At 60.9% G+C, this 13654-nt stretch carries 13 protein-coding genes; 4 read left to right on the top strand and 9 right to left on the bottom strand.

Annotated features, from left to right (window positions below; genetic code table 11):
- Positions 1-98 precede the first annotated feature (98 nt).
- From NF78_RS02795 to NF78_RS30740, 9 genes are all read right to left on the bottom strand, one after another.
- Positions 99-401: a nitrogen fixation protein NifZ gene (locus tag NF78_RS02795; protein ID WP_035984769.1), complete on the bottom strand. Its 303-nt coding sequence runs from the start codon at positions 399-401 to the stop codon at positions 99-101.
- A gap of 108 nt (positions 402-509) precedes the next feature.
- Positions 510-2087, bottom strand: coding sequence for a nitrogenase molybdenum-iron protein subunit beta (gene nifK / locus NF78_RS02790; RefSeq protein WP_052049680.1), 1578 nt, complete (start codon positions 2085-2087; stop codon positions 510-512).
- Positions 2088-2219: 132 nt separating this feature from the next.
- The gene (gene nifD / locus NF78_RS02785; RefSeq protein ID WP_035984768.1) at positions 2220-3662 is read right to left on the bottom strand and encodes a nitrogenase molybdenum-iron protein alpha chain; all 1443 of its coding nucleotides are present in this window, start codon (positions 3660-3662) and stop codon (positions 2220-2222) included.
- 159 nt (positions 3663-3821) lie between these two features.
- On the bottom strand, positions 3822-4694 hold the full coding sequence (gene nifH / locus NF78_RS02780; protein ID WP_035984767.1) for a nitrogenase iron protein: 873 nt from the start codon (positions 4692-4694) through the stop codon (positions 3822-3824).
- Between the two features lie 211 nt (positions 4695-4905).
- The gene (gene nifU, locus NF78_RS02775) at positions 4906-5928 is read right to left on the bottom strand and encodes a Fe-S cluster assembly protein NifU (RefSeq protein WP_412768518.1); all 1023 of its coding nucleotides are present in this window, start codon (positions 5926-5928) and stop codon (positions 4906-4908) included.
- A 28-nt stretch (positions 5929-5956) separates the two neighbouring features.
- Positions 5957-7150: a cysteine desulfurase NifS gene (gene nifS, locus NF78_RS02770; RefSeq protein WP_035984765.1), complete on the bottom strand. Its 1194-nt coding sequence runs from the start codon at positions 7148-7150 to the stop codon at positions 5957-5959.
- A gap of 145 nt (positions 7151-7295) precedes the next feature.
- Positions 7296-7673, bottom strand: coding sequence for a 4Fe-4S binding protein (locus tag NF78_RS02765; RefSeq protein WP_035984764.1), 378 nt, complete (start codon positions 7671-7673; stop codon positions 7296-7298).
- 158 nt (positions 7674-7831) lie between these two features.
- Complete coding sequence (nifB, locus tag NF78_RS02760) at positions 7832-9322, bottom strand: nitrogenase cofactor biosynthesis protein NifB (protein ID WP_035984763.1); 1491 nt, start codon at positions 9320-9322, stop codon at positions 7832-7834.
- Complete coding sequence (locus NF78_RS30740) at positions 9243-9503, bottom strand: hypothetical protein (protein WP_156119616.1); 261 nt, start codon at positions 9501-9503, stop codon at positions 9243-9245. The genes nifB and NF78_RS30740 overlap by 80 nt, the downstream gene beginning before the upstream one ends.
- A gap of 1126 nt (positions 9504-10629) precedes the next feature.
- Here NF78_RS30740 and cysE point away from each other — a divergent pair.
- The 4 genes from cysE to nifV all read left to right on the top strand — a co-directional run bounded on the left by cysE (position 10630) and on the right by nifV (position 13647).
- The gene (gene cysE / locus NF78_RS02755; RefSeq protein ID WP_035984762.1) at positions 10630-11355 is read left to right on the top strand and encodes a serine O-acetyltransferase; all 726 of its coding nucleotides are present in this window, start codon (positions 10630-10632) and stop codon (positions 11353-11355) included.
- Positions 11352-11618, top strand: a complete 267-nt coding sequence (locus tag NF78_RS02750; protein ID WP_035984761.1) for an Asr1405/Asl0597 family protein — start codon at positions 11352-11354, stop codon at positions 11616-11618. Before cysE ends, NF78_RS02750 begins: the two co-directional genes overlap by 4 nt.
- Before the next feature lie 161 nt (positions 11619-11779).
- Complete coding sequence (locus tag NF78_RS02745; RefSeq protein ID WP_035984760.1) at positions 11780-12337, top strand: Dps family protein; 558 nt, start codon at positions 11780-11782, stop codon at positions 12335-12337.
- A 200-nt stretch (positions 12338-12537) separates the two neighbouring features.
- Positions 12538-13647, top strand: coding sequence for a homocitrate synthase (gene nifV, locus NF78_RS02740; protein ID WP_035984759.1), 1110 nt, complete (start codon positions 12538-12540; stop codon positions 13645-13647).
- Positions 13648-13654: the final 7 nt, after the last annotated feature.

Below are 13654 nucleotides of genomic sequence, written 5' to 3'. Positions count from 1 at the left end.
GGCTCCCCTCCCCCCGGGGGAGAGGGGTTGGGGGTGAGAGCGGGGGGATGGTGGGGTGGGGGCCAAAGGGGGTGGTGGGCAGTGCCCACCCTACGGGGTTACCAGGTGTCGTCGTCGTCTTGGGGGATTAGGGGTGGGCGGGGTTCGGTGAGTTCGAGTTCGCGGCTGAGGCAGCCCACCACGTAGTTGGTTTCCAAAAAATGCACTGAATAGATGTAGGCCCGTTGCAGGTAGGTGCCGATGCCAACGACGTAGCCGATGTCGCCCTTCTTGGCCAGGTGGAAGCCTACCTCTTTGCCAGGGAAGGTGCCATCGTTGCGGAGCAGCTTGCGGACGCGGACGCGATCGCCCATGTCGAAGGCGGGGGCAGAGTCGATTTCGATGGTGTCGGGAAGGCGCATGGGATCTGGGGGAGTAGGGAGTGGATGAGTGGGCGGGTGGATGAGTGGGAGGGTGGAGCAGTCATTAGCGACCCATCCACCCATCCACCCATCTACCCATCCACCGCTCTAGCGGATCAGGTCAAAGGAGATGTCCGTCTTCGCCGGTACGATGGTCTTGCGATCGAGTTCTTCCAGAATGGTGTTAACAATCCAGTTGAACTGGTTGATCGCGCCCTGGTAGCCCAGGGTGGCGTAGCGGTGCATATGGTGGCGATCGAAGATCGGGTAGCCAATCCGCACCAGGGGGGTGCCGGTATCGCGCCACAGGTACTTGCCGTAGCTGTTGCCAATCAGCAGGTCCACGGGCTCGGTAAACATCAGCGATCGCAGGTGCCACAGGTCCTTGCCGCCCCAGACAGTGCCGCCTTGGCCGTAGGGGCTGTTGGTCAGCAGTTCCCGTGCTTCCGCCTCAAACTCGTCGTTGCTGTTGGTGACCACAATGTGGGTGGGCTCCGCCCCCATCTCCAGCAAGAACTGAACCAGGCTCAGCACGTGGTCGGGGTCGCCGTAGAGGGCGATCTTCTTGCCGTGGATCCAGGCCTGGGAGTCAGTCAGGGCATCGACGGCGCGGCCCCGCTCCTGCTGAAGTTCCAGCGGGATGGGCTTGCCGGTAATCGCCGACAGGGTCATCAAGAACTCGTCGGTACCCTTGATGCCGAAGGGCCGGAAGTTGTAGGTCTTCTGCCCCCATTCCTTGGCGATGTACTCCTGGGTCTTGGGCGTGGTGTACTTCTGGAAGAACACCGTTCCCTCAGCGTTGATGCTGTCGGCGGTGTCGGCCAGGGTCGTGAGGCCGTTGTACATCTTGAACTCGCCCGTGTTGGGAGAGTCAAAGGTGTCCGAGTTGTCCGACAGGACGGTGTAGTCGACGCCAAACAGGCCCAAAATCCGCTTCAGTTCGCGAATGTTGCCGATGTAGGGGTCAAAGCCCAGGTTGAAGTTGAACTTGCCGTTGGTGGTTTCCGACTTTTCGTCCTTGGTCAGGGTTTTGAGAATGCTTTTGAGCATGTTGTCGTAGCCGGTGATGTGGGAGCCCACAAAGCTGGGGGTATGGGCCGCAGGCACCGGCAGATCCTCAGGAATGTGCCCTTCATTCTTGGCGGTGGTGATGTACGCGCCAATGTCATCCCCAATCACCTCGGCCATGCAGGTGGTGCAGAGGGCGATCATCTTGGGCTTGTAGAGGGTGTAGGAGTTTTCCAGACCCGCCTTCAGGTTGCTGAGGCCCCCGAATACCGCCGCATCCTCGGTCATCGACGATGACACCGCCTGGAAGGGCTCTTTGTAGTTGCGGGTGAGGTGGCTGCGGAAGTAGGCCACACAGCCCTGGGACCCGTGGCTGTAGGGCAGGGTATCTTCAAACCCGGCGGCCACAAACAGCGCCCCCAGGGGTTGGCAGGCCTTGGCGGGGTTGACGGTCAGGGCTTCCCGGGCAAAGTTCTTTTCCCGGTAGTCCCAGCTCTTGGTCCATTCGGCGGTTTCTGCCACCAGGTCGCGGCTGTGAGCGCCCTCAAACTGGCGCTTGTACTCAAACAGATCCTGGTAGGTGTCGGTGTGGAACAGCTCAAAGTGATCCTTGACCTGGCCCAGATCTTCGCCCCCGCAGGAGGGCGTGGGGATGGTGTTGTCGAGATTGTCAGTCATGGTGTTCTCCTTGAGGGAGGGGAAGGGGTGGATGGGTGGGCGGGTGGATGAGTGGGCGGGTGGGCGGGTGGATGAGTGGGGGGTGGGGGCAACGTGACCCATCTACCTATCCACCCATCTACCCATCCACACCTAGGCCCACGGCGGATTGATCAGCCCCCAGGTGGGGTTATTGATCGCCATATCCATATCGCGGGCGAAGACCTCAAAGCCGTCGTAGCCGTGGTAGGGGCCGGAGTAATCCCAGGAGTGCATCTGGCGGAAGGGCAGGGCCATCTTCTGGAAGACGTACTTCTCTTTGATGCCAGCGGCGATCAGGTCGGGCTTGAGTTCCTTGGCAAATTCCTCGAACTCGTAGCCGCTGACGTCGTCGTAGATCACCGTGCCTTCGTTGACGTACTCGGCGGTGCGCTTGTAGTCGTCGCCGTGGCCAAACTCGTAGCCGGTGCCGATCACATCCATGCCCAGGTCGGTAAAGGCGGGCACGACGTGGCGGGGGCGCAGGCCGCCGACCATCATCATCACCTTCTTGCCCTCCAGGCGGGCGCGATACTTGTCCACGATCGCATCCATGCGCGGCTGGTACTTGGCAATCACCTCTTCCGCCTTGGCCTGAATAGTCTCGTCAAACTGGGCGGCAATCTTGCGCAGCGACTTGGCAATCTGGGTGGGGCCAAAGAAGTTGTACTCCAGCCAGCCAATGCCGTACTTCTCTTCCATGAACCGGCAGATGTAGTTCATCGACCGGTAGCAGTGGATCAAGTTGAGCTTAGCCAAGGGGGTCATCACCACTTCGTTGAAGGTGCCATCCCCAGAGAACTGGCTGATCACCCGCAGGCCGATCTCCTCCAGCAGCAGGCGGCTGGGCCAGGCATCCCCGCCGATGTTGTAGTCACCGATGATGTTGACATCGTAGGGGCCGGGCTCAAAGCCGTCCGGCAGTTTGCGGTACTCGTCGGCCTTGGGCAGCACCCAGTCCCGCACGGTGTCGTTGGCGATGTGGTGGCCCAGGGATTGGGACACGCCCCGGAACCCCTCACAGCGCACCGGAATCACGGGCTTGCCGGTCTCCTTGGCCTTGGCCCGGGCCACGGCCTCAATGTCGTCGCCGATCAGGCCCACCGGGCATTCCGACTCAATCGTGGTGCCCTGGCTGAGGGGGAACAGTTCGCCCAGTTCGTCGATCAGCTTGGCCAGCTTTTTGTCGCCGCCAAATACAATGTCGCGCTCCTGGAAGTCGGAGGTGAACTGCATAGTGCCGAAGGTATCGACCCCGGTGGTGCCAATGTAGTAGTTGCGGCGGCCCGACCAGGAGTAGTAACCGCAGCCCACGGGGCCGTGGCTGATGTGGATCATGTCTTTGACCGGTCCCCAAACCACCCCTTTAGCACCTGCGTAGGCGCAGCCACGGGTGGTCATTACACCGGGGACGGACTTTTTGTTGGACTTCACGCCACAGTCGGCCTTCTCGGCCTCCTGGACGCTGATGTGCTTGGCCCGCAGCTTTTTGGCTTTGTCGGGGTAGGCCTCTAGCACCTCATCAATCAGTGCCTTTCTGTCTTCTACGGTAGTCATGGTGCCCTCTCGGGTAGGGGTGGATGGGTAGCAGGAGGATGGGTGAGTGAGTGGATGGGTGGATGGGTGAATGGGTGGGAAGAGATCCCAGGGTTCTTCTGGGGTGAACCGGTAAATCTGGCTATTGCCTAAGAACCCTGGGATCTGCCTCCCGAGAACCTAAACAGCGGCCAGCTTGTCGGCCTCCAGCGCCTTCTGGTACTCTTCGTCGCCATCGAGGATGCCGAACTCGATCAACAGTTCCTCCAGCTCGTCCATGGTGATGGGCGTGGGGATGGTGAGGTTCTTGTTGTTGATGATCTTGTCGGCCAGTTGGGCGTATTCCTGGGCCTGGTTGCTGGTGGGGGCGTACTCATTCACCGTCATGCGGCGCAGTTCGGCGTGCTGGACCACGTTGTCGCGGGGCACAAAGTGCAGCATTTGGGTGTTGAGCTTGGCGGCTAGGGCCTCGATCAGCTCCACCTCCCGGTCGGTGTTGCGGCTGTTGCAGATCAGGCCGCCCAGGCGCACGCCGCCGGAGTGGGCATACTTCAGAACGCCCCGGGCGATGTTGTTGGCCGCATACATGGCCATCATTTCGCCGGATACCACGATGTAGATTTCCTGGGCTTTGCCTTCCCGGATGGGCATGGCGAAACCGCCGCACACCACGTCGCCCAGTACGTCGTAGGAGACGAAATCCAGGTCTTCGTAGGCACCCTCTTCTTCCAGGAAGTTGATGGCGGTGATGATACCCCGACCGGCGCAGCCGACCCCAGGCTCAGGCCCGCCTGACTCGACGCACTTGACGCCGCGATAGCCGGTGAGCAGCACCTCTTCCAGTTCCAGGTCTTCCACCGCGCCGCGCTCGGCAGCCAGGTGCAGAATGGTGGTCTGGGCCTTGCTGTGCAGCATCAGGCGGGTAGAGTCGGCCTTGGGGTCACAGCCGACGATCATGATCCGCTGGCCCTTTTCGGCCATGGCGGCCAGGGTGTTTTGGGAGGTGGTGGACTTGCCAATACCGCCTTTTCCATAGAATGCAATCTGTCGCATGGGGGAATGTCTCCTAGGTGTGAAATTCGGATCGGTGTACTTGAAACGGTCAAACTCGGATCAGGCGAGGGCCTGGGGGAGGGCCGGTGGGTCGCGTCCGGCGTGGGGGGGGGAGGGGTGCATGGGGGGCATGGGTGGATGAGTGGATGGGTGGATGGGCAAGAACCGTAGGGTGCATTAGCGCAGCAATGCACCACTGGAGAAGCTGGAATTAGATCGCTTCGACGGTGAGCGTCGGCAACACCCGCCGTTGCAGCTTGGCCTCGATCGCATACTTCAGCGTCTCCGTACTGCTAGCGCAGGAGCCGCAGGCCCCCTGGAGCTTGACCAACACGCGATCGCCCTCCACATCGTGCAAACTCACATCGCCGCCATCGGCGATCAGAATGGGCCGCACCTCCTCGTCGATCACCTGCTGGATAAGGGTGATCTTTTGCAGGTTGGTCAGGGGGGTGGGGGCGGCGGCCTCCTGGCTGCGCTGTTCCCGGGCTACGGCCAGCTCGGCGGCGGCCCGCACGGTTTCGGCGGACTCCTGGGCGTCTACAATCAGGTCTTCGATGTTGGCCAGGCAGGAGCCGCAGCCACCCCCAGCCTTGACGTAGTTGGTGACCTGCTCCACGGTGGTGAGGTCGTTTTCGGCGATCGCCCGCCGAATCTTCTTCTCGGTGATGCCGTAGCAGGCGCACACCAGGGTGCCTTCGTCGTCCTCGTGGTGCTCCACCTCAATGCCGCGATACTTGTAGATCGCCGCCTCCAGGGCCTCCTGCCCCATCACCGAGCAGTGCATTTTCGCTTCGGGTAGGCCACCCAGAAAGTCGGCAATGTCCTGGTTGGTGATGTGCAGGGCCTGATCCAGGGTTTTGCCCTTGATGATTTCCGTCAGGGCGGAGGAAGAGGCGATCGCGCTCGTGCAGCCAAAGGTCTGAAACCGCGCATCCAGAATGCTGTCGGTGGATTGCTGAATCTTCAGGTGCAGCCTGAGGGCATCGCCACAGGCAATGCTGCCCACCTCGCCGTAGACCACCGCCACATCCGGCTCAGCCGAGTCATCGATGGTGCCCTGGTTGATCGGGTTGTAGAAGAGTTCGAGTACCTTTTCGGAGTAGTCCCACATGGCGGTTTCGGGGGTGAGGGGTGGATGGGGGGCGGGTGGATGGGTGGGCGGGTAGGCGGGTGGATGGGTAGGGGGTGGATGGGTGGATGGGGAGGGGGTTCGCTGTCTTGGCTCATCCACCCATCCACTCATCCACCCATCCACCCATCTACGTCGCCAAAGCGACATCTCGCTCCTGCAACCACTCCGCCTGGTCATTGTTAAAGGGCGACATCGCCCGCAGGCGTTCCACAATCTCGGGCATGACGGTGAGCACCTGGCGGATTTCGGCTTCGGTGGTGTAGCGGGAAAGGCTAAAGCGAATCGAGCCGTGGAGGATGGTGTAGGGCAGGCCCATGGCGGTGAGCACGTGGGAGGGGTCGAGGCTGCCGGAGGTGCAGGCGGAGCCGGAGGAGGCGCAGATGCCTTCGCGGTTGAGCATGAACAGGATGGCTTCCCCTTCGATGTACTTGAAGCCGATGTTGGTGGTGTTGGGCAGGCGGGGGGCACCGCCGCCGTTGACCACCGTGTCGGGGATGGTGGCCAGCAGGCCGCACTCCAGCATGTCTCGCAGCTCGGCTTCGCGTTTGGTGTGGGCCAGGTTGATCTGGGCCAGTTCAGCGGCTTTGCCCAGGGCGACGATAGCGGGGACGTTGTGGGTGCCAGCCCGGCGACCCCGCTCTTGGTGGCCGCCGAGGAGGAAGGGGCGGAAGCGGAAGCCTTTGCGGACATAGAGCACCCCGATGCCCTTGGGGGCGTGGAGCTTGTGGCCGGAGAGGGTGAGCAGGTCGATGGTGCTGGTAGCCAAGTCGATGGGCACTTTGCCCACCGCCTGCACCGCATCGACGTGGAAGGTGGCACCGTAGGCTTTGGCGATCGCCCCAATCTTCTCCACCGGAAAAATCACCCCGGTTTCGTTATTGGCGTACATGGTCGTCACCAGGGCCGTGCCGCCAGTCATCGCTGCCTCCAGCTCCATCAGGTCCAGCTCGCCCCGGCCATCCACCGACAGGTAGGTGACGGTGTAGCCCCGCTTCTCCAGGTGCTTGCACACCGCCAGAATCGCCGGGTGCTCGACTGCCGTGGTGACAATGTGGCGCTTCTCCGGCTGGGCCGCCAGGGCGGCGTGGATGGCGGTGTTGTTGCCCTCACTGCCACAGCTGTTGAAGATAATCTCCGTCGCTTCGGCCCCCAGCAGGCTCGCCACCTGCTCCCGGGCTGCCTCAATCGCCGCCCCCACCTGGCCGCCAAAGCTGTGCATCGACGACGGGTTGCCGTACAGCTCGCTCAGGTAGGGCAGCATCGCCGCCAGAACCTCGGGGTCGGTGCGGGTGGTGGCGTTGTTGTCGAGATAGGTGACCATGGCGTTTGGGTGGGTGGATGGGTGGGCGGGTGGATGGGTAGGTGGGAAGGGTTTGGTTGGGGCGCACTGCGGTGCGCCCGTACGGAGGATTTTGTTTTTTCCGGCTCCCCTCTCCCTCAGGGAGAGGGGCTGGGGGTGAGGGCTCTCAAACCGTCGTTGTTTGCAATCGCTGCACGGCCCGGGCATAGCCGTCAAACCAGTCGTGCCAATATCCGGTTTCCTGCATGCCTTTGAGCCTGTTCACCATGCGGGTGTAGGTGGCAAACCAGGCCTCCCAGTAGTCCCCCATCGCCTCTGTGGTGGAGGTGAGGGAGACCGCCGCCACCCCGCTGGTCAGGGGTACACAGCCCTCGTTGGTGGGGCAGGTGGCCCAGCACTGGGGCACCCCGTGGGTACCCTGGCACTGGTTGCAGCGATCGATCGCAATCCAAAAAGCCGTGCCATCGGTCTGAATCGCTCCGGTTGGGCAGGCTGAGAGGCAGCGCTGACAACCGATACAGCTTTGGGTGATGGAGTAGGGCATGGGAGCCTCCGGGGGAGTGGGGAGTGGGGAGTGGGTGGGTGGATGGGTGGGCGGGTGGGCGGGTGGATGGGTAGATGGGGTAAAGGGTAAAGAAGTGAAGGGTAAAGAGGTGGGGTAGTGGAAAGAAACTGTCTTCTAACGCTTCACCCTTCACTTCTTCACCGCTTCAGCACATGCTCGTCGTAAAACTGCCGGGCCACGGTCTCAATCACGTCGTAGGCTTCGACCACGACCAGGCCCGCTTCCTGCAATTGCTTGCTAGGGCAGGGGCCAACCTTGGCAGCGAGCACCGCTTTGCAATCGGCAATGGTATCGATGATGCCGGTGAGCATGGCCTCCTCGCCGTAGCCGCCCTTGCAGTAGTCAGCGACTTTGCGGTGGCTGATGAACTTGGCCTCGGCGGCGTCCACTTCGTAGATCATGAATTCCTTGGCGTGGCCGAAGTGTTGGTTGACGATGCCGCCGCCCTTGGTGGCCACAGCAACTAGAACCTTGGGCGAATCCTCCGACAGGCTGCCGGGAATGCGGGCGGCGGATTCCTTCTTGGCCTCGACGGCAGCCTTGGCCTGCGCAATGCCAATGTGAACGGCCTGACGGGTTTCCAGGCTGTAGGACACAGGCATGTCCATGAACTTCTCTTTAGTGAACTCTTGGCTGCGGTCTTCGCCCAGCAGACCCACGGCGTCGGCACGGCACTGGCGGCAGTGGCGCATCAGCTTCAGGTTGCCAGCGCAGTTGTCCTGCACCTGCTTCAGCTCCTTGGGGTTAGGGCCACGCTGCCCATTTAGACCAAAGTAGGTGCCGTGCTCGGGAGCCGAAATCAGCGGCATGATGTTGTGCAGAAATGCGCCCCGCTCCCGAATCGCGGCATTCACCTCGGGCATGTGCTCGTCGTTGATGCCGGGAATGAGCACGGAGTTGACTTTGCAGAGAATGTCAGCTTCCTGAAGGGCTTTTAGCCCCTGCATTTGGCGCTCGTGGAGGATGCGCACCCCCTCAATGCCCCGGTAGCGCTTGCGGCGGTAGTGCACCCAGGGGTAAATCTTTTCGCCGATCGCCGGGTCGACCATATTAATAGTGATCGTGACGTGATCGACGTTGAGGGCTTTGATGCGATCGACATAGTCGGGCAGCATCAGGCCGTTGGTGGAGAGGCAGAGCTTGATGTCGGGGGCTTGCTCGGCAATCAGTTCAAAGGTGCGGAAGGTTTTTTCGGGGTTGGCCAAGGGGTCGCCGGGACCAGCAATGCCCAGTACCGTCATCTGAGGGATTTTGCCTGCGACTACTAAAACCTTGTGGGCGGCTTCTTCGGGCGTCAGCAGCTCGCTGACTACACCGGGGCGGCTTTCATTGGCGCAGTCGTACTTGCGGTTGCAGTAGTTGCACTGGATGTTGCAGGCGGGGGCCACCGCTACGTGCATGCGGGCATAGTGGTGGTGAGCCTCTTCGCTGTAGCAGGGGTGCTTGTCGATGCGGGCCTGCATGCTCTCGCTGAGGGCGGTGTCGGTTTTGGTGGAGCAGCCAGAGGCGGTCGTGCTACAGCCGCCGCCCGCCGATTTGACCACGGTTTTAGTCTTGGTCAGGGTAATGTCCAGCTCGGGCGTCGCGGCAGGCGCAGAAGTCAGGGCAGAGGATGGCGGTGGCGTCATGGGTTTGGGGAGGTAGGGGTGGGTGGATGGGTGGATGGGTGGATGGGTGGATGGGTAGGGGGTAGGGGGTGTCGGGTGCCGGGTGTAGGGTGGGCATTGCCCACCGGCTAATCTGGACCTGGAACCGGGTTTTCCGCCGCTGGCCGATGGGTGGCCCCCAAATCAGGGGAGCGGAACCCATCGGTCAGTGCACCTCGTTGTCTCAGCCCGGCGATTTCCCTGGGTGGGTGGGTGTGGGTGAAATCGCTGGGGCGCTCGATCGCAGGTCAGGGTTTTCAGAGGGCAAAGCGTCGAGATAAAGGGCTTTAACCAAGCCGGGGTAGACGTTGCTATCTGAAGGGAACCCTTGATTTAGCGAGCGAGTAACGCTGGGGTGCTCGGCGTTGAAAGAGTTATAGCAACGGGGTAACCGCCCCCCGAGAGGGGGTGCCCGATAGGATTTATTGAATGATTAGCCCTGTACTCAAGGGCTGAATCCCTGAGTGGCGCTAGAGGCAATATTTTTTTTGTCAATGGGGGACTGGTATTTCCCAGCCCCAGGCCTGCCATTTTGGCTAGCTTAATCGGCATTTCTGTACTCAGCTCAAACGCTTATCTGGTCTGGACTTAGCATCAGAAATGGCCTCTTAAAAGGAGCCTATTCTTGAGTACTCAAAACAACTTGTTTAGCTAAGTTCGATACAAAGTGAAGTACCTGTCGCAGCCAAGCAAATATTAAACTGTATCGAGTTTATCTGTTCCCAAACTGCAAAAGTAATTAACGCAACGCTTAGAGGTTAAGGAATGTTTCAGTGAGTCAATGATGAGTCCGTGGGGCGTTTGCGCTAGATAAGCCGAGTTTCTGTCCTGGCGCTTCAAGCGTCCTGCCCGTCCTGGCAAACAGCCGAAGTGGCTATGTCACAAAACTATTGTTAAGGACTGCTGAACTGTATGGAGATGTTTTTGCCAAGTCTGCTACAGTTTTTAAGGTGAAAACATGGGTTAGACCCTGGAATAATCGTACTCTGAGTGCAAAAGTCGGCAGCACACTGCGATCGCCAAAAGTGGGCCTAAACCTTAACGAATAAGGTTTTTCTACTGAGTGCAGAATACCTGAACCCAGGGAACAAAATACCTAGGCCACAACTCAAAAATACTCGCCCCCTGGCCTTGAACAAACTTTTAGGGCTGGCTTTCAAGCAGGTTTCACGGCTGAGTACAGGGCTTAATAGTTTTAGTAAGTTTGGATGGGTCAGCCTGGGGCAGGCCGCATTTTAGCCATTGCTATAAGCAGAGAAACAAACGCCCGCCCCAAAGCGATCAGAGCCATGTTTCTCCCCCTCCCCCGACTAACCCCCCGATCGCTAGCCTCTGCCACCCCCCAAGGGCGACTGCCCCTGATCGATGATTTCACTATTATTTTTGAGCGCGACCCGGCGGCGGGCCATTGGCTGGAGGTGCTGTGCTGCTATCCGGGGCTGCACGCTCTGGCAGCTCACCGTCTGGCCCACCACTTGCATCGGCGGGGGGTACTCTTTCTACCGCGCTTGATTGCCCACCTGAGCCGCTTCTTTACCGGCATCGACATTCACCCCGGCGCGCAGATTGGCCGGGGTGTCTTTATAGACCACGGCATGGGCGTGGTGATCGGCGAAACGGCAATCGTCGGCGACTACTGCCTGATCTACCAGGGTGTCACCCTGGGCGGCACCGGCAAAGAGACTGGCAAGCGCCACCCCACCGTGGGCCACCACGTGGTAATTGGCTCTGGGGCCAAGGTGCTGGGCAACATCACCCTTGGCGACTACGCCCGGATTGGAGCGGGGTCTGTGGTGCTGCGGCCCGTGCCCGCCCACTGTACCGCCGTGGGTATTCCCAGCCGCAACGTCTGCCGCTGCAATACGAAAGCTGCACCCCTCGATCACAGCCAATTGCCCGATACCGAAGCCGTTGCCATCCGATCGCTGCTCGATCGCATCGAAGCCCTCGAAGCCCAACTAGCCGACCTCAAGCAAACCTCCCCAACCCATTCATCCCTGGAACTAGTGCCATGAACCCGCCCCCCATCGTTCCCAACTGGGGACAAATGGTCTCTGTGAAACGATGCGATCGCTGGTCGATCCACCGCCGCCTGCAAGAGCTGAACATCCCCTGTGCCTGCCCCGCCGACGGCACCCTGCGTGTCGAAGTGAACCACGCCCTAGCCCTGCTGCTCGTGTGCAGTGCCGTTCGCCAATTTTCCATCTCGCGCCAGGAAGGCGTGGAGTGGCTAGAGCGATGTTGGCAAACCCAGGTGACCTGTGTTGCGAATTCGTGAAGTGGGTTTCAGGTTTTAGGTCTCAGGTCTCAGGTCTCAGGTCTCAGGTCTCAGATACCCAACACCCAACACCCAACACCCAACGCCCAACACCCATCCACCCATCCACCCATCCATCCACCCATCCACCCTTCTACCCATCCACCCTACCGGAGTCCCCCATGTCCACCCCCCAGACCGCCACCGAAACCCTCGTCCGCGCCTTTGGCGAAGTCGGCCCCAACCCCGTTGGCTTTGAGCTAGATACCACCACGGCCATCTGCGAAGGGCTCAACCTGGCCTACGCCAGTTTTCAGGCCCTCTATTTTCAGTACCAGAAACACCACTTCGTCGTCGAAGGGGCCGAGTTCTACTCCATTCATGAGTTTTTTCAAGAGAGCTATGACGCGGCCCAGAGCCATGCCCACGATTTGGCTGAACGGCTGAACGGGTTAGGCGGCATACCCGCAGGCAGCTTTGGCACCCTGGCCGAACTGTGCTGTTTTGCCCCCGAACCCGACGGTGCCTACACCTGCCGCACCATGCTCGAAAACGACCTGGTAGCCGAGCAAGCGGTGATTGCTCTGCTGCGCCGCCTTTCGTCCCAGGCGGAGAGTTTGGGCGATCGCGCCACCCGCTACCTCTACGACGAAATTCTGCTCAAAACCGAAGATCGCGCCTTCCACGTCGATCACTTCCTCACCCAGGACAGTTTGACGCTGGCGTTTGTGGGGGGGTGAAGGGTAGATGGGTAGATGGGTGGATGGGTGGATGGGTAGATGGGTGGATGGGTGGATGGGTAGATGGGTGGATGGGTCGCATACGCTCATCTACCCTCCTCCTCCCCCTCATCCACCCCCCACCCTCCCACCCTCCCACTCATCCACCCCCCACCCTCCCACCCTCCCACCCTCCCACTCCCCACTCCCCACCCCCCACCATGATCTACATCAACGACACCACTCTCCGCGATGGCGAACAGGCCGCTGGAGTCGCCTTTGGCCTGGAGGAAAAGGTTGCCATTGCCAAGTTCCTCGATGCCATTGGCGTCCATGAACTCGAGGTGGGCATTCCCGCCATGGGTCAGGACGAGGCCAGGGCAATTCGGGCGATCGCAGACCTCGGCCTCAATGCCCACCTGCTGGGCTGGAACCGGGCCGTGCTCTCAGATATTCAGGCGTCTATCCACTGCGGTCTGAAGCGAATACACATTTCCATCCCGGTTTCTGAAATTCAGATCCAGGTGAAGTTTCAGGGGCGCTGGCGGGCCATGCTGGAACACCTCCGCGATGCCATTGCCTTTGCCTGTGACCACGGGCTGGCGGTGAGCGTCGGCGGCGAAGACAGCTCCCGCGCCGACGCCAGCTTTTTGATCGACGCCGCCCAGTACGCCCAGGAGTGGGGGGCCTTTCGGTTTCGCTTTTGCGACACCGTTGGCATTCTTGACCCATTTACCACCTACGACCGGGTAAAAGCCCTGGTCGCAGCCCTGGACATTCCAGTCGAAATGCACACCCACAACGACCTGGGCCTGGCCACCGCCAACGCCCTGGCCGGGGTGCGAGCCGGGGCCACCTCGGTGAATACTACCGTCAACGGGCTGGGGGAACGGGCGGGCAACGCCGCATTGGAGGAGGTGGTAATGGCCCTCAAGCATCTCTACGGCCTCAAAACCGGCCTCAAAACCCAGCACTTCCTGGAACTCTCCCGCTTTGTGGCCAAAGCCGTCAACTGCGCCGTGCCCCCCTGGAAGGCGATCGTCGGCGACAACACCTTCGCCCACGAATCGGGCATCCATGCCCACGGGGTGCTACAAAACCCGGCCACCTACGAGCCCTTCGACCCCAGCGAAGTTGGTGGCCAGCGTCGTCTGGTAGTGGGCAAACACTCCGGTCGCCACCTGATCAACCGGGTGCTCTCCAGCCAGGGCATGCACCTCGACCGCGATCGCAGCCAGTCGGTCTTAGATGACGTCCGCGATCGCGCCGTCTCCCTCAAGCGCAGCCTCACCGTCGATGAGCTACTCAGCGTCGTCGCCGCGCAAGGGTAGGCGGGTA

This window comes from Leptolyngbya sp. KIOST-1, assembly GCF_000763385.1.
Lineage (GTDB): Bacteria > Cyanobacteriota > Cyanobacteriia > Phormidesmidales > Phormidesmidaceae > Nodosilinea.
Note: the sequence above shows the minus strand (reverse complement) of the source record. Positions and strands in the feature narration are given on the sequence as shown.

Excerpts from the sequence above, each read along its gene's own strand:
- NF78_RS02745 (WP_035984760.1), top strand. The coding sequence starts at position 11,780 with ATGTCCACCCCCCAGACCGCCACCGAAACCCTCGTCCGCGCCTTTGGC.
- nifV (WP_035984759.1), top strand. The coding sequence starts at position 12,538 with ATGATCTACATCAACGACACCACTCTCCGCGATGGCGAACAGGCCGCT.
- NF78_RS30740 (WP_156119616.1), bottom strand. The coding sequence starts at position 9,503 with ATGGGTTCCGCTCCCCTGATTTGGGGGCCACCCATCGGCCAGCGGCGG.
- NF78_RS02750 (WP_035984761.1), top strand. The coding sequence starts at position 11,352 with ATGAACCCGCCCCCCATCGTTCCCAACTGGGGACAAATGGTCTCTGTG.
- NF78_RS02795 (WP_035984769.1), bottom strand. The coding sequence starts at position 401 with ATGCGCCTTCCCGACACCATCGAAATCGACTCTGCCCCCGCCTTCGAC.
- nifS (WP_035984765.1), bottom strand. The coding sequence starts at position 7,150 with ATGGTCACCTATCTCGACAACAACGCCACCACCCGCACCGACCCCGAG.
- nifB (WP_035984763.1), bottom strand. The coding sequence starts at position 9,322 with ATGACGCCACCGCCATCCTCTGCCCTGACTTCTGCGCCTGCCGCGACG.
- nifD (WP_035984768.1), bottom strand. The coding sequence starts at position 3,662 with ATGACTACCGTAGAAGACAGAAAGGCACTGATTGATGAGGTGCTAGAG.
- nifK (WP_052049680.1), bottom strand. The coding sequence starts at position 2,087 with ATGACTGACAATCTCGACAACACCATCCCCACGCCCTCCTGCGGGGGC.
- NF78_RS02765 (WP_035984764.1), bottom strand. The coding sequence starts at position 7,673 with ATGCCCTACTCCATCACCCAAAGCTGTATCGGTTGTCAGCGCTGCCTC.
- nifH (WP_035984767.1), bottom strand. The coding sequence starts at position 4,694 with ATGCGACAGATTGCATTCTATGGAAAAGGCGGTATTGGCAAGTCCACC.
- cysE (WP_035984762.1), top strand. The coding sequence starts at position 10,630 with ATGTTTCTCCCCCTCCCCCGACTAACCCCCCGATCGCTAGCCTCTGCC.